This is a genomic window from Bradyrhizobium sp., assembly GCF_016219575.1.
Lineage (GTDB): Bacteria > Pseudomonadota > Alphaproteobacteria > Rhizobiales > Xanthobacteraceae > Bradyrhizobium.
Window position 1 is genome coordinate 25606 of the sequence record NZ_JACRMG010000027.1, and the last position, 17361, is coordinate 42966.

Consider the following 17361-nt stretch of genomic DNA (forward strand, 5'->3'; position numbering starts at 1 on the left):
TCAGTCCTTCTCTTCTTCAACTTCGGGCACGGCAAGCGAGCGCAACAGCAAGACCGGCACGATCAGCGTGAATACGATGACCTCCTTGAAGTTGCTGGCATAGAAAGAGGAGAACGCCTCAACGAGGCCGACCGCCACAGCGGCCATCGCCGTCAACGGATAGCTTCCGAGCCCGCCGACGATTGCAGCGATGAACCCCTTCAACCCGACCAGGAATCCGCTGTCATAGTAAATGGTAGTCATCGGCACGATCAGGATGCCGGAGATTGCGCCGATTGCGGCCGCAAGCACGAATGCCATCTGGCCGGACAAAACAGTACGGACGCCGACTAGTCTGGCACCAACGCGATTCACGGCGGTTGCGCGCAGAGCCTTGCCGTACAGCGTGTAGCCGAAGAACAGCCACAGCCCGACGATCAGCAAGGCAGCAATGACGTAGACAGCGAGAGCCTGGCCGGTGACGCGCAATGGTCCGATCGAGAAAGCGACCTCGGTGATCGGCGGCGCCCGCATGCCCTCCGCCCCAAAGAAGACGAGACCCATTCCCTGTAACGCCAGGTGAACGCCCACCGATGCGATTAGCAGCACCAGCACCGACGCATGAGCCATCGGCTGATAGACTATACGATAGATGTACAGGCCTATCGGGGCAACGATCAGGAGCGATACGGCCAGGTTGGCCGGCACGCTCCTAGAGTATTTCGCGGCGATCATCGCCACGAGCCAGATGACCGCCGGCATTATCACGAAAAGCAATGCAGCACGCACCAGCCGCCGAATCGACAGCTGATGGCGTATGCTGACCAGTTCGACGCAAAAAGCGATGACGCCGAGCGCGCAGGCAAGCTGCGCCGTTCTTGGCAAAGTGCCGGAGGACAGGGCCGCATAGGTGAAGGCCCCGAACGTAATGAACTCACCCTGGGGGATCAAAATGACCCGCGTCACCGCGAATACCAGCACAAGCCCGAAGCCCAGCAAGGCGTAGATGGCGCCATTGGTGATGCCGTCTTGCGCAAGGAACAGCATGATGGTGGAGTTCACGATCTTCCCCCAGGTTGTCCGAGTGTTGAAAACTGCGCCGCGTTATCGCCCTCGTCTGTCATCATTTGACGACCGCGTATTTGCCGTCCTTCACCGTGAGCAGAATGCGCGAACGTTCGTCGACGCCGTAGCGGTCGCGCTCAGTGAAATTGTAAACGCCTTGGCTGGCGACTATTTCGCGCTCGGAGACCAGCGCTTTGCGAACGGCCTCCCGGAATTCCGGCGTTCCCGGCGTGGCCTGCTTCACCGCGACCGGAATGATCCGCTTGAGCACCTCGAAGGCGTCATACGTGTGGGCTGCAAACTGGCTGCGGCTGTTGGGACCGTACTTGGCCTCATACGCCGAGTTGAGAGCGAGACCGGGTTTCTTTGTCAGCGCGTCGTCGGATTGCCCTTCGGGCGCCATCACCGGGCCGGCGGCCATGAAGACTCCCTCAGCCGCCTTTCCGGCAATGCGGATGAAGTCCATGCTGGCGGCGCCGTGGGTCTGATAGATCGGCCCCTTATAGCCACGCTCTCGCAGTTCGATCTGCGGCAGCGCTGCCGCGGTACCGGATGCACCCACCAGGACGGCGTCGGGATTGACGGCGACGAGCTTCAGCACCTGACCGGTAACGGAAGTGTCCGGGCGGGCAAAACGTTCGTCGGCCACGATCTGCAACCCCATGTTCGCGGCTTGGGCCTTGAGGTCGCCCATCCAGAGATCGCCATAGGAGTCGGAATACCCGATGAAGCCGACCGTTTTGACGTTACTCTTCTTCATGTGCTCATACAGTACCTTGCCGACGACCGGGATCGGCTGCGGCAGGTCGACGGACCATTTTTCACGCGCCGGCGTGAACGGCATTGGCGCCAACCCGAAATGGGGAATCCCGGCTTCGTTGGCCACGGTCGAAACTGCGACCGTCGGCGGCGTCACCGACGAGCCCATGATGAAGTCGGCCTTCGATTCCGTAACGAAGCGCCGGGCATTGTTGGTCGCATTGGTGGGATCGCCGCCGTCATCGAGCGCAATGACGCGCAGCTTGACCCCTGCGATCTCCTTGGGAACGAAATCGAGCGCGTTACGCTCGGGGATTCCGAGCGCTGCCGCCGGACCCGTCGTCGAGATCGTCACGCCAATAACGACCTCCTTGTTCTCCTGAGCATGAGCGCCGCAGCTCGCCAGAGCCGCGAATCCCGCCAGCGCGGCCGATGCAAATCGTTTCATTTTCGTTTTGCTCCCGAAGTTAAACGAGGCATTCAAATGCCCCCCAGACAGACGTATTTGAGCTCGGTGAAATCCTCGATGCCGTAGCGCGACCCCTCGCGTCCGACGCCGGACTGCTTGATTCCTCCGAACGGCGCCTCCGCCGTTGAGATCAGGCCCGTGTTGACGCCGACCATGCCGTACTCGAGCGCTTCGGCGACGCGCCATACGCGGCGCAAATCCCGCGCATAGAAGTACGAAGCGAGACCGAATTCGGTGTCGTTGGCCTGCTCAATCACATCGGCTTCGTCGCGAAAGCGGAACAGCGGCGCAACGGGCCCAAACGTTTCTTCTCTCGCCAACGCCATTCCGCGATGCGCGTCGGCGATCACGGTTGTCTCGAAGAAACGACCGCCGAGCCGATGCCGTTTGCCGCCGAGGATGACTCGCCCGCCCTTCGAAACCGCATCGGCGACGTGCGATTCGACCTTCTCCACGGCCTTGTCGTCGATCAACGGTCCCAGGACCACCCCTTCTTCGAGGCCGCCGCCGATCTTTAATCGCGCCGCCGCGGTTGCGAGCTTGTCGGCGAAGGCGTCGTATACGCCTTCCTGAACATAGAAGCGGTTCGCGCAGACGCAGGTCTGACCATTGTTGCGGAATTTGGCGATCACTGCCCCCTCGACCGCCGCGTCGAGATCCGCGTCGTCGAACACGATAAAGGGGGCGTTCCCTCCCAGTTCGAGACCCATTTTCTTGATGGTGCCGGCGCTCTGGCGCATCAGCGCGGCACCGATCTCCGTGGAGCCCGTGAATGTGATCTTTCGCACCGCCGGATTCGACGTCAGTTCGGCGCCGATCGGCGCGGCCGATCCGGTGATCACGCTGAACAGTCCCGGCGGAAGGCCGGCCCGTTCAGCGAGCACAGCGAGCGCTATCGCCGAGAACGGCGTCTGTGAGGCCGGCTTGAGCACGATCGCACAACCTGCCGCGAGCGCGGGGGCAACCTTGCGCGTGACCATCGCGTTCGGGAAATTCCACGGGGTAATGGCACCCACGACGCCGATCGGCTGCTTCAGCACGAAGATCCGCTTGTCGGGAGCGTGGCCAGGAACGATGTCGCCATAAACTCGCCGCGCCTCTTCGGCGAACCATTCGATGAAGCTCGCGCCATAGGCAATCTCCGCTTTCGCTTCCGCCAAAGGCTTGCCCTGCTCCCGGGTCAGGATACGACCGAGATCGTCCTGACTGGCCATGACCAGGTCGAACCAGCGTCGCAGAACCGCGGAACGCTCCTTGGCGGTTCGCGCGGCCCAACCGACCTGGGCCCTGCGGGCCGCCTCCACCGCCTCGGCGGTCTCGGCACGTCCGAGCTCGGGCACCCTTCCAACTATGGCACCGGTCGCGGGATCGACGATCTCATTGGAGGCCGCCGGGGCCGCCTGAATCCAGCGTCCCGCAACCAGCGCAGCCTCTCGCATCAAGCCGTTGTCCTTGAGCATCATGTTCCGTTGCTTCCTGCCAGTTGTCACGGTGCGACAATCGGGGTCGATTTGAGCTTCGACGGCACCGGAACGACCCCGCGAAAGACGCTGCCTTCCTCGAACCACGAGCGTGGAGCGGGCGCGCCCCACAACGTCTGCCGCTGCGGATCCTTGAGGTCCCAGCGGATCGGCTCGAGGTCCGGATCGACCGTTTGATAGTCAGAACAGTAGATCTCGGTCCGATGACCATCGCGATCGCGGATGTAGAGGAAGAACGCGTTCGAAATGCCGTGTCGTCCGGGCCCCCGTTCGATATGGTCGACGTAACCGGTGGTCGACATGACATCGAGCAAGTCGATGATGTTGAGAGGGGTCGGCACCCAGAATGCGACATGGTGGAGGCGAGGCCCGAGACCATTGGTGAAGGCGATGTCATGGACGCCACCCTTGCGGTGCATCCAGGCCGCCCACAACTCCGAACCGTCTTCCGTATCTGTGTACTCGGTGAGCCGGAAGCCGATCGAATTGTAGAACTCGACGGAAGCCCGCACGTCCGGAGAGAAGCAGTTGAAGTGGTCGATCCGCAGAGGCTTCACGCCTTTGTACAGGGCATATTTTTGATGAATTGGCGGCAGGCGGTCCATCCGCGCGTAGAACTCGAGTGGGATGCCGAGCGGATCCCTCGTACGGAAGGTTCGCCCCTGATACGGCACCTCGACCCATTGCGTCGGCAGACCGAGCTTGTCGAAATGATGCTTGGCACGGTCGAGGTGATCCTCATCGAACACCTTGAACCCGAGTTCATTGGCAATGCCGCTCTCGCCCCTCTCGAGGACGATGCAATGATGTCCACGCTCTTCCATGGCGCGCAGATAAATCCGGTTCTTGTCCTCGGCGGTTACCTGAAGGCCCAGCGTGTCCGCATAGAAGGCACGCGCCGCCGGAAGGTTGGTCACGGTCAGGGCGAGATGACTGAGTCGGACGATGTTGAACGGCGGATAGAGTACGCTCGCGGGAATAGACATGATTCTTCCCCTCCGATCTCAGATCCCGACGCGCGGAATGCTATGGTTGTCATAGGCAACGGCGATGTTCTTCGTTTCCATGTAGAAATCGAATGAGAAGTCGCCGCCATCGCGGCCGATGCCGGATTGCTTGACGCCGCCGAACGGCGTCGGCAGGTGGCGCACGTTCTCGGAATTCACCCAGATCATCCCGGCTTCGAGGTCGCGTGCGACGCGGTGCGCGCGGCCCACGTCGCGCGTCCAGATGTAGCCGGTCAGGCCGTAGCGAACGTCGTTGGCGATCTTCACCGCCTCTGCTTCGTCTTCGAAGGGAATCATCGTTAGAACCGGACCGAAGATCTCTTCCTGCGCGATGCGCATGTCAGTGCGCGCATTGGTGAAGAGCGTGGGCTCGACATAGTTTCCAGCGCCACCGCAGGCTCGGTTGCCGCCGACGGCGACGGTCGCTCCGGCGTCGCGAGCCAGGGCCGGAAAGCTTAGCACCTTCTCCGCGTGGCGCGGGTGAATCAGCGGCCCGATCTCCGTTGCAGGGTCCAGCGGATCTCCCACCCTGATGGCGGCCACGCGCTGGGCGACCCGCTTTGCGAACTTTTCGTGAATGGACTTCTGCACGAGCGCTCGCGACGACGAGGTGCACCGCTCTCCGTTGAGAGAGTAGATCATGAACAGAACCGCATCCAGCGCCCGCTCCAGATCTGCGTCGTCGAAGACGATGACCGGATTTTTTCCGCCGAGCTCGAAATGAACGCGCTTCAGTGTTGCCGCACCCTGTCGCATGATGTGCGAACCCGTGGTCGTCTCACCGACGAAAGCGACCGCCTTGATGGCGGGATGCTCGGTCAGCGCCTTGCCCGCGCCTTCGCCGAGTCCATGCACCAGGTTCACCACGCCGGCCGGGCCTCCGTGGGCGCGGATCACTTCGTCCATGATTTCGGTGAGGACGACGGCCGAGAGCGGGCTCCACTCGGCGGGCTTATGTACGATCGTGCAGCCTGCTGCGAGCGCCGGCGCGATCTTCCAGGTCGACAGCATGAACGGCGTGTTCCAGGGCGTGATCACACCCACCGGCCCGATCGGCTGGCGCATCGTGTAGTTGATGTGGTTTTCATCTGGCAGCGACAGGCCGTCCGCCGCGCCCGGCGCGCGATCGGCATAAAACCTGAAATTCTCGGCGCCGCGAAGTGCGGCCTTCGCCATGTAGCGCATCGGCTGGCCCGTATCCGAGGATTCGATGAGGGCGATCTCGTCTGCGCGCGCCTCGATCGCGTCGGCGATGGCGTGCAGGATGGCACGCCGCTTCTGGCCCGGCACGTCGCGCCATAGCTTGAATGCCTGTGCAGCAGCCGACGCCGCGCGATCGACGTCGCCGGCCTGACCCGACGCGACAACGCATTGTTTGGCGTTGGTGGCCGGATCCAGCGTCTCGAACGTGCCTCCCGCCTGCGACGGCACACGCTCGCCCCTGATGAAATGGGGTACCGGCGAGCGAACGAACCTCTCCAGATATTTCTCTGCCCGTGCCCGATTCGCGGTGAGCTTGCTGCTGTCTTTCATCCTGTCCTCCCCTGCGGCTCTGACCCGCGATCTTTCGCTTGCTATCGATGGCTGCTCTATCGAGGCTCGGCTACAGAGCCAGGCAGATCGCCTTGGTCTCGAGGTAGTTTTCGATCGCCACGGCGCCGTGCTCGCGCCCGATGCCCGACTGCTTGTAGCCGCCGAAGGGCATGTTGGGGTCGACTACGTTATGCGTGTTGATCCAGACAGTGCCGGCCTTCACCGCGTCGGCGAAAATGAAGCAGCGCTCGATGTCCCGCGACCAGACGGAGGCGGACAGGCCGTACACGCTGTCATTGGCCTGCGCGATGGCGTCGGCCATGTCAGTGAAGGGCAACAGCGTCACCACGGGCCCGAATATCTCCTCGCGCACGAGCACGTTGCTCGGCTTGGCACCGATGATGACGGTCGGCTTGACGAAGAATCCGGGACCGTCCGGCGCCGCACCGCCGGCCACGATCATGGCGCCGTCGGCGGCGCCCCTTTCGACCATCGAAAGGACACGCGACTGCTGCTTTGCCGAGACCAACGGATTGATCTGGTTGGCCGGATCAAACCCTGAACCGATCTTCAAGCCGTTGGCGACCGCGACGAAGGTTTGCGCAACCTTGTCGAAGATGCCTTTCTGGACAAGGACACGTGATCCGCAGGTACAGACCTGGCCCTGATTGAAATAGACGCCGAGATTGGCGGCCAGACCAATCAGGTCTGGATTCATGTCGTCGAACATTACCATTGGCGACTTGCCACCAAGCTCCAGCGAGAAGCGAGTCATGTTATCGATCGCAGCGCGGCCAATCAGCTTGCCGACCTCGGTCGACCCGGTAAATGCAAGCTTGTCGATGCCGGGATGAGACGCCAGCGCAGCGCCGGCCTCATGACCGTAGCCGGTCACCACGTTGACAACGCCTTCGGGGAACCCGGTGTCGCGGATAAGCTGGCCGAGGCGCAGCGCCGTCAACGGCGTTTCCTCCGCGGGCTTGAGCACGACCGTGCAGCCTGCTGCGAGAGCGGGCGCGATCTTCCATACCGCCATCAGCAATGGAAAATTCCACGGCACGATCGCGCCGACCACACCGACTGGCTCCTTGCGGGTCATTGCGCGGTAGCGCGTACCGGGCGGAATCGGGATCGACACGTCGAGCGTCTGGCCGTAGCACTTGGTCGCCCATCCCGCCATGTAGCGCAGATGCTCCGCCGAGGCGCCGACCTCCAGCGCGTGCGCGATGCCGATCGATTGACCGTTGTTCGCCGTTTCTACCTCGGCAAGCAAGGGCCCGTCCGCCTCCACTGCGTCCGCGAGTTTCAGGAGAAGCCTTTCGCGTTCGGATGGGCGAAGCTTCGACCACGGTCCCTCCAGCGCGGCCCGGGCAGCCGCGACGGCGGTATCGACCTCGGCCTTGCCGCCGGCCGGAACGGAAGCAATCACGCCGCCCGATGCCGGATCGTACACCTCGATCTTGGCGTCGCCCTGCGCCGACAGGTTGCCAGCCCCGACGATCAGCTTGTGGTCGCCGGCCAGGAAGGCCTTGGTGCGCTCACTTACAGGCAGTCCCGACGAAATCCTTGTCTGAATGGTCATGCTCGCTCCTCAACGATCGTTTGCGTGGATATCGATGAATTTTACGGTCCGGCCGGTGGCGCCGGATGAATGAACGGCCACGGGCTCGCTTCCGAACCCTTCTCGACCGGCACCTCGATCAAGGCGGGAGCGTCGAGATCCAGCGCCTGAGCCAACGTTCGCTTCAAGGCTTCGGGAGAAGTCGCGCGGTAGCCGCGCAGCCCGAAGGATTCGGCGAGTTTGACGAAGTCCGGGTTGGTCAGATCCGAACCGATGAACCGTCCCTGATAGGCCTGCAGCTGGTCGCGCAGAACATTGCCATAGGCGGAATTGTTGAAGACGATAGCCACCACATTGATGCGGTGGTGCACGGCGGTGGCCATCTCCTGGAGGCCGAACAAGAAGCCGCCGTCGCCGGAGACCGAAACCACGGCCTTATCGGGATGCGCGACCTTGACGCCGAGAGCGGTGTCGTAGCCGAAGCCCAGATTGTCCTGGTAGCCACAGGTCACATATTGGCGGGGTCTGTAAACGGGAAAACCAAAGCGGGCAGCGAAGCCCATCTGGCTCACTTCCTCGACGAAGAATCCGTCGCGCGGCAGAGAGGCGCGGATGGCGTCGAGATAGGCGAGCTGGGGCTGAACGACGGAATATTCAGCGCGCGCCTTGGCCTTCAGATCCCGAAATTCGTCCTGTCGCGCCGCCGGCCTGGCGGCGGAAAGCGCGGCAAGTAGCGCATGCGTCCCGGTGGCGGCATCGGCGACGACGCCGACGTCGGGTTTGAGCCGCACCATCTCGGTTGGATCGATGTCGATGCGGATGACTTTGACGCCATCAGGCGCCCACCGCCATCGCATGTACTGCAACTCGAGGCGGCTTCCGATTCCAATCAATAGGTCTGCGCGCTTCCAATGCTGGAAGGCCGCCACAAAATCGAGCGAAAGGGGATGGTCGTCCGGCAGGATGCCCTTACCGGACCTGTGCGCCGTGACCGGCGCCTGCAGGCGCTCCGCAAGCTCTGCAATTTCCGCGGCGGCGTCGATCGCTCCGCCACCCACCATGATGAGCGGGTTCCGGGCCTTGGCGATCAGCGCGGCCGCGGCCGCAATGGCGTCGGAATCGATTGCCGGCGACACATTGGCGCCCCCGATAGCTGGCTCTTCAGCAGGTCCTTTCTTTCCGAACACGTCCCACGGCGCCTCCACCGCGACCGGTCCGCGGCGGCCCGACAACATCTGGGTAAACAGGCCGGCCATAACCGGGGAAACGTCGCTCGGATGATTGATGCGCTGGGCGCCCTTGATGAAACTCCGCAGCATGCCGAGCTGGTCGGGAAGTTCATGAAGCTGTCCTCGTCCCTGACCGATCAGGTGCGACATGATGTTGCCGGTGACGCACAGGACCGGCGCATTCGCGCCGTACGCCGTGCAGAGCGCAGCGCCCGAGTTCAAGACCCCGGGACCGGGCACGACCGTGTAGACGCCGGGCCGGCCCGTGGACTTGGCGTAGCCGTACGCCATGTAGCCCGCGCCCTGCTCATGTCGCGTATGAATGAACCGCAGAGCGTCGCGGCGGCCGTAAAGCGCATCGTTGAAATCGTACATGTGTGCGCCGGGGATACCGAACACGGTATCGACCCCATGCCCGATCAGGGAGCGCGCAAGCTTCTCGCCAGTGGTTTCTTGCTCAATCATGACCAGAACTCTGGAACGCCCGATGCGCTACCGGCAATCTGACCGCCGTCGCCGCTACAGCGTGGCTTCCAACGACACATTGTCCTTGTCGATCGATTACGATCGGAGAGCCGGATTCGCACGATCCGGCCAGGAGCGGATCAGCGCATACGCACCATCGCCAAGCAGCGCGAGTGCAAGGGCGGAAGCCGCCCAAAGGGCCGGAAATTCCCAACCGCCGCCCGGATTGGTGAAGAGGAATCCCCGAGCGCCATGCACCATGACGATGGTGACGACGAGTTCCGCGCTCAGGATCAACGCTGCCCAGCGAGCCAGCACACCCAGTATTAGCGCCAGCCCCCCGACGATCTCGATCGCTATGATGAAATAGGCCAGCCAGGCCGGAAGCCCGAGCCCGCCGAAATTCTTCACGAATCCGGCGGGCGTGAACACGAAAATCTTCAAGCCGGCGTGGGCAAGAAACATCGCGCCAAGGGTCAGCCGAAGAACAAGCGCGGCAAAGGGCGCGGTGCGGGCATCGATCATCGTTTCCTCCGGATGTGGCGGCGCTCACGTCGCCGCGAGCCGCTCCTACCAACGCTGCATTCTCGGCAGAAGTCCGGGCACGATCAGGTGCCGGCCGTTGACGCCGCAAACCCTTGCGCCGGGCCGCCGCCGATCACAACCGATTGTTTCTTTTCAATTGATAAGGTCTACTTTATAATGAGCCATGGCCCTTTCACGCATCACACTTCGCCAGTTTGAGGCCTTTGTCACCGTGGCGGACGCGCTGAGCTTTGCTGCAGCGGCCGAGCGGCTTGGGCTGACCTCTTCGGCCGTCAGTCAGTTGGTGGGGGAATTGGAGGGCACGCTCGGCTTCCGAGTATTTGACCGCAGCACACGACGAGTGGCCCTATCGAGCGCCGGGCGTGAGTTCCTCGGCATCGCCCAGACTGTACTGCGGCATGTACAACTCGCCGAGACGGCTGCCGCCGACGTGCGCAATCGCGCGGCCGGTGTTGTGCGGATAGGCGCGCCACTGATTCTTGCGAGCGCGGTGCTGCCCGCCGCCATCCGCGACTTCAAGCGGCAACGGCCGAACGTCGCCATCCACATTCGCGATGTACCGGTAGAAATGACTGTTGATCGCGTCGCCGCAGGCGATATTGATCTCGCTATCGGTCCCGACCGCCCTTCCGATCCCGCAGTGCTCCGCGAGACGATTTTTCAAAGTCCGTGGGTGCTGTGGTGTGCGGCGAACCACTCCTTGGCGGCAAGAAAGGTGCTGCGCTGGGAAGACCTCCGCAATGTGGCGCTCGTGGCCGCGAGCCGCGATCACGAGATCAGCGTCGCGCAGATGCGAAACGCCGCTCCGGAAGCATTGCCAATTGCTCCGGTTCAAATCGTCGACAACATCACAACGGCTCTCGGTCTAGCCGCGCAGGGGCTCGCAGCAACTCCGGCACCGGCCTACGTTGGCGTCATTGCGCGACCACTCGGGCTCATCATGCGCCGAATCAAACGGCCAGAGGCCGTTCGCGAGGTATGTCTTTATCGACCGGCGCGGCGTTCGATTCCCCCTGCTGCCGAGGCTTTTGGCGAGTTTCTGGTACATTGGATCCGAAAATGGAATTCAAAAGCCCAAGTATCCTGGCTCGGCGGTGCGCTTCCAGCCCGAGAACGCAGATCTCATAGACTTCCAACGCGAAAAGCCAGCTAGACGACCGATGTGGCCAGTGCTGGATAACCCATTCTGGACAAGGGAGGATAACGGATGCAGATCAGCACAGGGAAGCGGCGCATTTTGTCCCGCATTATCGGTCTTCTTTCCTCGGAGCATGCGAGCAGCCAGGAACTGAGGACCGCCATTGGAGCATCGATCCTCGAACTGCTCGATGCCGATTTCTATGCATCTTTCGAGTGGAACCCGCAGAAGCAAGCTTTCGAGTTCGGGGTCGCCGTCAATCTGGACCTGGCCTGCGTCCAGAGCTACGAGCGCCATTTCCAGCACCGCCACCGGCAGGGATTGCGCCGCTGGGTTCGCCAGGGCGTCCATCCCGTCAGCGCGACGATCTCACACCGTGACCTGATGCGTTCGGAAATATACAACGACTTCCTGCGTCCCTACGGACACTATTACGGAATCAATCTCTTTGCCTTCGACGGACGTGACAGCATTGGAGACGTCAGAATCTGGCGAAGGAACGGTCGGTCGGATTTCGACCGCCATGAAGTCGAACTTCTCAGTCTGATCGAGCCGGGATTCACCCAGGCCATGAAGCGGACCGCGCTCGCGAACCGCGGCGCGCCGCCGGCGGAAGCGCTCACCAGGTTGTCGCCGCGCGAGGCTAGCGTCGCGGAGCTTGCCGCCAAGGGTCTCGCCGACAAGGAAATCGCGCGATGCCTCAACGTGACGTTCGCGACAGTGCGAGCGCATCTGGATAACGCCTTTGCCAAGCTCGGGGTTCGCAACCGCACGCAGCTTGCCTCCCTGCTTCATGCGTCGCTTCCCGCCACCCGTGGCATCACGCACTAGGGTCGTTTCCGTTCCGATTGAACCGGAACGGAGGTCTAGATTCTTGTTCTGACGCATTTTCTTCACGCGAACCGGCACCCACTTCGCCGGAAGACCCTCTGGACGTCGCACCCACTCCTGCTCGCGAGCCTCGCACAGCCGCCGCCCCTCCCCAATCTTGGGGAGGTAGGCCGTTCCGCGCGCGCTGTTATCCTGCCCGCCACAAGCCGAACAAGCGGATGCAGGGAATGCGAAACGCTACGACGAATATTGCCAGGACCGCGGTGACAGGCCTTGCCCTTCTGCTCCTGCTGAACGGAATTGCCGCCGCGCAAACCAAGGTCACCATCGGCGTGCCGCCGGTGCCCGAATTCGTGCTGCCGATGATCGCGGTGGAGAAGGGCTATTTCAGGGATCACGGCATCGACGCCACCATCAAGATCATCCCGGGCGGACAATCGATGCCGGCAGCCCTGCAATCCGACTCGCTGCAGATCGCGGCGCTGAGCACGACGTCGCTGATCCAGGTCACCGACAGTGGCCTCAATCTCACGATCGTCTCGGGAGGCGCGATCGCCTCGGCCGGCGACACCAATTACGGCGTCGTCGCCGGCGCCGGTTCCGGCATCGAAAAGCCCGAGGATTTCATCGGCAAGAAGATCGGCACGCCCGGTCTGGGAGGCTTCTTCCACATCATGGCGCGCGAGTGGTTTCGCCGGAAAGGCGTCGACTGGCAGAAAATCACCTTCGTCGAAAGCACCTTTCCGCAACTCGCCGATCTCCTGAAGGCACGCACGGTAGACGCCGTGCTTTCGACCAATCCGTTCTTGCAGCGCGCCGCCGCGCCCGGGATCGGCGGAAAGGTCTTCTACATCGCCGCCGACCTGCCGGACCGGCTGCCACCCTTCGTCTATGCCAGCAGTAAGGCGTGGGCCGAGGCCAATCGCGAGGCCGCAAAGAGCTTCAGGCTCGCGCTCGACAAGGCGACTGCCTTTCAGGAAGGCGACCTGCCGGCAACACTCGAGATCTTCGGCAAATACGTGAAGATGCCTCCGGACGTCTTGAAGACACTGACCATCAACAAGCTGGATACCAAGGTGACTCCTCAGCAGGTCCAGCTCTGGGTCGACATGATGGAAAAGCAGGACATGCTGCGAAACTCCAAGCCGACGGACGTGCTGTTCCTGAAATGAACGCCCCACTTGCGCCCGCCGTCGCGGCGTGCGCCGGCCCCGCCATCGCGTTCGACGGCGTCCGGCTCGATCTCGGCGGAAAATGCATCATCGATGGCCTTTCACTCACCATCGCACCCGGCGAGTTCGCCTGCGTAGTCGGCCCGTCCGGCTGCGGCAAGACCACCTTGCTGCGGCTGGTGACCGGTCTGCTGTCGCCGACGCTGGGGCAGGTTCGTCGCTTCGGCGCGCCGGTCGACGGTCCGTCGCGCGACGTGGCCATCGTGTTTCAGGACTATGGGCGCGCGCTGCTGCCCTGGCGCACCGCGTCCGGCAACGTCGCTCTTGCGCTGGAGGCGATGAATACGCCGCGTGGCGAACGGGTCGAGCGCGTGGCCGGCTTGCTCGACAAGGTCGGCCTCACCGGTCACGGCGACAAATATCCCGCGCAACTGTCCGGCGGCATGCAGCAGCGCGTGCAGATCGCGCGGTGCCTGGCACAGGGACCGCGCGTCCTGCTGATGGACGAGCCGTTCGGCGCGCTCGATGCCCTCACCCGGCAAGCCCTGCAGGACGAGATCGCGAAGCTCATCAGCGAGAGCGGGGCGACCGCCCTCTTCGTTACCCACGATCTCGATGAAGCCATTTACCTGGGCGATCGCGTGTTTGCGCTTCAGGGCAACCCGGGGCGCCTCGCAGAGGTGATCGACGTCGACTTGCAACGCCCGCGCGATCAATTGCGAACGCGCGAGCATCCGGAATTCCTCCGGCTTCGCCATGTTCTGTTCGATCATGTCCAGAAGACTCATTGACCTGCTGAACACCTTGCCGGCCTGGCTGGTGCCGCTGTCGCTGCTCGTCGCGGTCGAGATCGCCATGCGCGGCAGCGGCATCGAGAGCGACGGCCTTGCGCTGCCCAGCCAGGTCGCGATCGCCCTCGCGGGATTGATCGCCGACGGCGAGATATTCCTTCGCACCGCCGAGACGATCGGCGCCATCGCCGTCGGCGTCCCCGTCGGCGGCACCGTCGGTCTCCTGCTCGGCGTATGGCTCGGCCTCTCGCCGAAGGCGGCGCAGCTCGCTTCGCTTTCGATCGAGCTGTTTCGTCCTATCCCGCCGGTTGCCATCATCCCGCTGACGCTGCTGATCTACGGCCTCGGCATCCGGATGGAAGCGGCCATCGTCGCCTTCGCGTGTTTCTGGCCGATGCTGCTGTTGACGCGCGATGCCGTCCGCAGCGTCGAACCGCGGCTGATTGAAGTGGCCCGGATGCTCGGGCTGTCGCGGGCCAGGCAAATCGCCACGATCGCCATTCCGGCGGCGCTGCCGCGAATCTTCACTGCGCTGCGGCTGACGCTCGGCATCGCCCTCATCGTTGCGGTGACGACGGAAATCACCGCGAACCCGATCGGCCTCGGCTACGCGATCATCTCGGCCGGGCTCAGCCTGCGCCCCGAGGCGATGTACGCATTCCTGGTCTGGCTCGCCGTCCTAGGCTGGCTGCTCAATGCCGGACTGATCGCGCTGCATCGCCGCCTGTTCGGCGCGGCCCATGGCGAGGTCGCAGCATGAGCAACTGGCCGCTGCGCGCAGGCTCGGTCCTCGTCACGCTGTCGATCTTGCTGCTATGGCAGGCGGTGACGGCGAGCGGGCTCGTCGCGCCGGTCTTCCTGCCATCGCCGTCGTCGACCTTCGCCAATCTCTGGCGCGGCCTGATCCGGGGCGACCTGCTCGGCCTCACGTTGTCGACCATGGAGCGGATGATCTACGGCTGGATGCTGGCTTCGCTCGGCGGCATCCTGCTCGGCGCGCTGATCGGGCTGTCGCCGCGGGCGCGCTACTGGCTGACTCCGACGCTCGAACTGCTTCGCCCGCTGCCGGCGTCGACGCTGCTGCCGGTCGGCATCGCACTGTTCGGGCTGCATCCGAGCATGCTGCTCGGCATCATCGCCTTCGGCGCGGTCTGGCCGGTTCTGCTGCCGACGATCCACGGCTTCAGCGCCATCGATCCACGCCTGCGCGAGGTGGCCAGGAATCTCGGGATTGGACCATTTTCGTTTGCAATCAAATTCGGGCTGCCCAACGCGCTGCCCGATGTGATCGCGGGGATGCGGCTGTCGCTCACCGCCTGCCTGATCATCACCGTGGTCGGCGAGATGATCACGGCGCAGCAGGGTCTTGGCGCCACCATCATGATGGCGGCACGCTCCTTCCGCAGCACCGATCTCTATGCCGGTATCATCCTGCTCGGCGTCGTCGGCGCTATCAACAACGCGCTGCTCGGGATCATCGAGCGCGCGCTGACGCCGTGGCGCACGGCTCATGCCTGAGTTTGAACACACGCAAAGGAATCGCTTCGATGAATCGCATCACCGGCTTTGATCGTCAGACGACTGCGGATGAAGTGCTCGCCGGCATCGATCTTTCCGGCAAGACCTATCTCGTGACCGGCGCATCATCCGGGCTCGGACAGGAGACCGCGCGAATGCTCGCCTCCCGCGGCGCGCGGATCATCATGGCCGTGCGCTCCCGCGAGAACGGTGAGGCGGCCGCGGCCGCGATCAAGCAGTCCGTTGCGGCCGCCGAGCTCGACGTCCGCCTGGTCGATCTCGCTTCGCTCGCCAGCGTCCGCGCCTTTGCGGACGGCGTTGCAGCGTCCTGCAGCGGACTGGACGGAATCCTCGCCAATGCCGGCGTGATGGCGATCGAGCACGCCCTCACCGCCGACGGTTTTGAGATGCAGTTCGGCGCCAACCACCTCGGGCATTTCCTGCTGGTCAACCGGCTGGCGCCGCTGCTCAAAGCGCGTGCGCCGTCGCGGCTGGTGGTGATGACCTCCGGCGCGCACCGGCTACATGACGTTGATCTCAACGATCCGAACTTCCGTCACAAGCCTTACGATCGCTGGGACGCCTATGGCCAGTCGAAATCGGCCAATGCGCTGTTCGCGCTGGCCTTCGACGGCCGCCATCGCGATCAAGGCGTACGGGCATTCACGGTGGCGCCCGGAATCATCACCGACACCAATTTGCACCATCACCTCACCCAGGAGGATTTCGCGCCGCTGCGCATCCGCCAGCCGGAGGTTGCCAACCTGCCGCGCAAGAGCCTGGCCGCGGGCGTCGCGACTATCGTGTGGGCGCTCGTTCATCCCGAGCTCGACGGCCAGGGCGGCCGTTTTCTCGAAGACTGCGGCTTCTCCGAGGTGAACCCGGATCCCCGCCTGCCGAACGGGGTGATGCCATGGGCCCTCGATGCAGCGCATGCCGAGGCGGTCTGGGCGTTATCGGAGCGGTTAGTCGGAGAGAGTTTTGCAAGAGAGGCAAAGGTGAGCCCTTCCTCTGCGAATCCACCCTCCTCATCCGCGGTCGCCAGCGGCCTGTCAGCGAACCGGCAGGCCAGCACGGACCGGCTGCAGGGACGGACATTGCAAGTGGCGCTAGAGACCAATGAGGAGGCTACGCTCGCGTTCGCGTCAAACGGCGCACTGCACTGGGGTGGTCTGCCTGGCCTTGCGCTGGACAAAAGCGGCACATGTCCGGTGGATGTGGTCGAGGCCGCGCCCGACGTGCTTCTCATCGTCGCGATGCTTCCGGCGCAGGGCCGCGAGACGATGGCCGTCGTGCTCGACCAAAGCTCGGATCATGCGCTGTTCATCGCCTCGCACCTCGCCGAGGACCAACGGCCGTTCGAAAGAAAAACCCGCGTGGCCCAGCGCTTCACGCGGGGCCGGCTTCGCAGTTCGCGGACGCCGCCGCAATCCGCGGCCCCTGCGCCGACGCGCGACCTCATCGGCACGCGGGCGATCTATCGGTACAGCACGGACACGGTCTATGAGCACATCTACCTGAATACGCACTGGTACTCGTATCAGTGCTTGAAGGGCGTGCGCAAAGGCGACTGCGGGACGGACGAGGCCAGCTATTGGAAAATTCGCGACGACGTCTATGTCGTCACCTGGCGGGAGATCCTGATCGATCTCGCCGCGGTGTTCGTCTACGACATGAAAGCCTGCCGGAGCACCGGCTGCGCCTGGGGAACGCCGGGCGGACTTCCGGAGCCCCGGCACATCCTGACCGGAGCCTTTTTCGAGAAGCTCAACGAAGCGGGTTATCCGGCCGACATCGAACTCATTTGATGCCGGCCG

At 63.4% G+C, this 17361-nt stretch carries 15 protein-coding genes; 7 read left to right on the forward strand and 8 right to left on the reverse strand.

What is annotated here, in order from left to right; translation table 11 throughout:
- The 8 genes from HZB49_RS20660 to HZB49_RS20695 all read right to left on the reverse strand — a co-directional run bounded on the left by HZB49_RS20660 (position 1) and on the right by HZB49_RS20695 (position 10073).
- Positions 1–1041: a branched-chain amino acid ABC transporter permease gene (locus tag HZB49_RS20660; RefSeq protein ID WP_291614763.1), complete on the reverse strand. Its 1041-nt coding sequence runs from the start codon at positions 1039–1041 to the stop codon at positions 1–3.
- Positions 1042–1102: 61 nt separating this feature from the next.
- On the reverse strand, positions 1103–2251 hold the full coding sequence (locus HZB49_RS20665) for an ABC transporter substrate-binding protein (protein ID WP_291614766.1): 1149 nt from the start codon (positions 2249–2251) through the stop codon (positions 1103–1105).
- Between the two features lie 32 nt (positions 2252–2283).
- Entirely contained in the window at positions 2284–3735 is a 1452-nt protein-coding gene (locus HZB49_RS20670; RefSeq protein ID WP_291614767.1) for an NAD-dependent succinate-semialdehyde dehydrogenase, read from the reverse strand.
- Between the two features lie 23 nt (positions 3736–3758).
- Complete coding sequence (hpaD, locus tag HZB49_RS20675; RefSeq protein ID WP_291614770.1) at positions 3759–4739, reverse strand: 3,4-dihydroxyphenylacetate 2,3-dioxygenase; 981 nt, start codon at positions 4737–4739, stop codon at positions 3759–3761.
- A gap of 18 nt (positions 4740–4757) precedes the next feature.
- Positions 4758–6293: a 5-carboxymethyl-2-hydroxymuconate semialdehyde dehydrogenase gene (gene hpaE / locus HZB49_RS20680; protein WP_291614771.1), complete on the reverse strand. Its 1536-nt coding sequence runs from the start codon at positions 6291–6293 to the stop codon at positions 4758–4760.
- A gap of 70 nt (positions 6294–6363) precedes the next feature.
- Positions 6364–7875: an aldehyde dehydrogenase family protein gene (locus tag HZB49_RS20685; RefSeq protein ID WP_291614773.1), complete on the reverse strand. Its 1512-nt coding sequence runs from the start codon at positions 7873–7875 to the stop codon at positions 6364–6366.
- Positions 7876–7916: 41 nt separating this feature from the next.
- Complete coding sequence (locus HZB49_RS20690) at positions 7917–9548, reverse strand: thiamine pyrophosphate-dependent enzyme (RefSeq protein ID WP_291614775.1); 1632 nt, start codon at positions 9546–9548, stop codon at positions 7917–7919.
- Positions 9549–9644: 96 nt separating this feature from the next.
- Complete coding sequence (locus HZB49_RS20695) at positions 9645–10073, reverse strand: DoxX family protein (RefSeq protein ID WP_291614776.1); 429 nt, start codon at positions 10071–10073, stop codon at positions 9645–9647.
- Between the two features lie 184 nt (positions 10074–10257).
- Between HZB49_RS20695 and HZB49_RS20700 the strand changes: the two genes are divergently transcribed.
- The 7 genes from HZB49_RS20700 to HZB49_RS20730 all read left to right on the forward strand — a co-directional run bounded on the left by HZB49_RS20700 (position 10258) and on the right by HZB49_RS20730 (position 17352).
- A complete protein-coding gene (locus HZB49_RS20700; protein ID WP_291614778.1) occupies positions 10258–11247 on the forward strand; it encodes a LysR substrate-binding domain-containing protein in 990 nt (329 codons plus the stop codon).
- 54 nt (positions 11248–11301) lie between these two features.
- Entirely contained in the window at positions 11302–12063 is a 762-nt protein-coding gene (locus tag HZB49_RS20705) for a LuxR family transcriptional regulator (RefSeq protein ID WP_291614780.1), read from the forward strand.
- 227 nt (positions 12064–12290) lie between these two features.
- A complete protein-coding gene (locus tag HZB49_RS20710) occupies positions 12291–13235 on the forward strand; it encodes an ABC transporter substrate-binding protein (protein WP_291614781.1) in 945 nt (314 codons plus the stop codon).
- A complete protein-coding gene (locus HZB49_RS20715) occupies positions 13232–14026 on the forward strand; it encodes an ABC transporter ATP-binding protein (protein WP_291614782.1) in 795 nt (264 codons plus the stop codon). The genes HZB49_RS20710 and HZB49_RS20715 overlap by 4 nt, the downstream gene beginning before the upstream one ends.
- A complete protein-coding gene (locus tag HZB49_RS20720; RefSeq protein WP_291614783.1) occupies positions 14007–14786 on the forward strand; it encodes an ABC transporter permease subunit in 780 nt (259 codons plus the stop codon). Before HZB49_RS20715 ends, HZB49_RS20720 begins: the two co-directional genes overlap by 20 nt.
- Entirely contained in the window at positions 14783–15544 is a 762-nt protein-coding gene (locus tag HZB49_RS20725) for an ABC transporter permease (RefSeq protein WP_291614784.1), read from the forward strand. Before HZB49_RS20720 ends, HZB49_RS20725 begins: the two co-directional genes overlap by 4 nt.
- Positions 15523–17352 carry an SDR family NAD(P)-dependent oxidoreductase gene (locus HZB49_RS20730; protein ID WP_291614785.1) on the forward strand — a complete coding sequence of 610 codons (1830 nt, stop codon included), beginning with the start codon at positions 15523–15525 and terminating at the stop codon, positions 17350–17352. The genes HZB49_RS20725 and HZB49_RS20730 overlap by 22 nt, the downstream gene beginning before the upstream one ends.
- Positions 17353–17361 lie beyond the last annotated feature (9 nt).

Bases quoted from the DNA above. Each gene is read 5' to 3' on its own strand.
- hpaE (WP_291614771.1), bottom strand. From the start codon at position 6,293: ATGAAAGACAGCAGCAAGCTCACCGCGAATCGGGCACGGGCAGAGAAA.
- HZB49_RS20710 (WP_291614781.1), top strand. From the start codon at position 12,291: ATGCGAAACGCTACGACGAATATTGCCAGGACCGCGGTGACAGGCCTT.
- HZB49_RS20665 (WP_291614766.1), bottom strand. From the start codon at position 2,251: ATGAAACGATTTGCATCGGCCGCGCTGGCGGGATTCGCGGCTCTGGCG.
- hpaD (WP_291614770.1), bottom strand. From the start codon at position 4,739: ATGTCTATTCCCGCGAGCGTACTCTATCCGCCGTTCAACATCGTCCGA.
- HZB49_RS20695 (WP_291614776.1), bottom strand. From the start codon at position 10,073: ATGATCGATGCCCGCACCGCGCCCTTTGCCGCGCTTGTTCTTCGGCTG.
- HZB49_RS20685 (WP_291614773.1), bottom strand. From the start codon at position 7,875: ATGACCATTCAGACAAGGATTTCGTCGGGACTGCCTGTAAGTGAGCGC.
- HZB49_RS20700 (WP_291614778.1), top strand. From the start codon at position 10,258: ATGGCCCTTTCACGCATCACACTTCGCCAGTTTGAGGCCTTTGTCACC.
- HZB49_RS20705 (WP_291614780.1), top strand. From the start codon at position 11,302: ATGCAGATCAGCACAGGGAAGCGGCGCATTTTGTCCCGCATTATCGGT.
- HZB49_RS20690 (WP_291614775.1), bottom strand. From the start codon at position 9,548: ATGATTGAGCAAGAAACCACTGGCGAGAAGCTTGCGCGCTCCCTGATC.
- HZB49_RS20670 (WP_291614767.1), bottom strand. From the start codon at position 3,735: ATGATGCTCAAGGACAACGGCTTGATGCGAGAGGCTGCGCTGGTTGCG.
- HZB49_RS20720 (WP_291614783.1), top strand. From the start codon at position 14,007: ATGTCCAGAAGACTCATTGACCTGCTGAACACCTTGCCGGCCTGGCTG.
- HZB49_RS20715 (WP_291614782.1), top strand. From the start codon at position 13,232: ATGAACGCCCCACTTGCGCCCGCCGTCGCGGCGTGCGCCGGCCCCGCC.
- HZB49_RS20725 (WP_291614784.1), top strand. From the start codon at position 14,783: ATGAGCAACTGGCCGCTGCGCGCAGGCTCGGTCCTCGTCACGCTGTCG.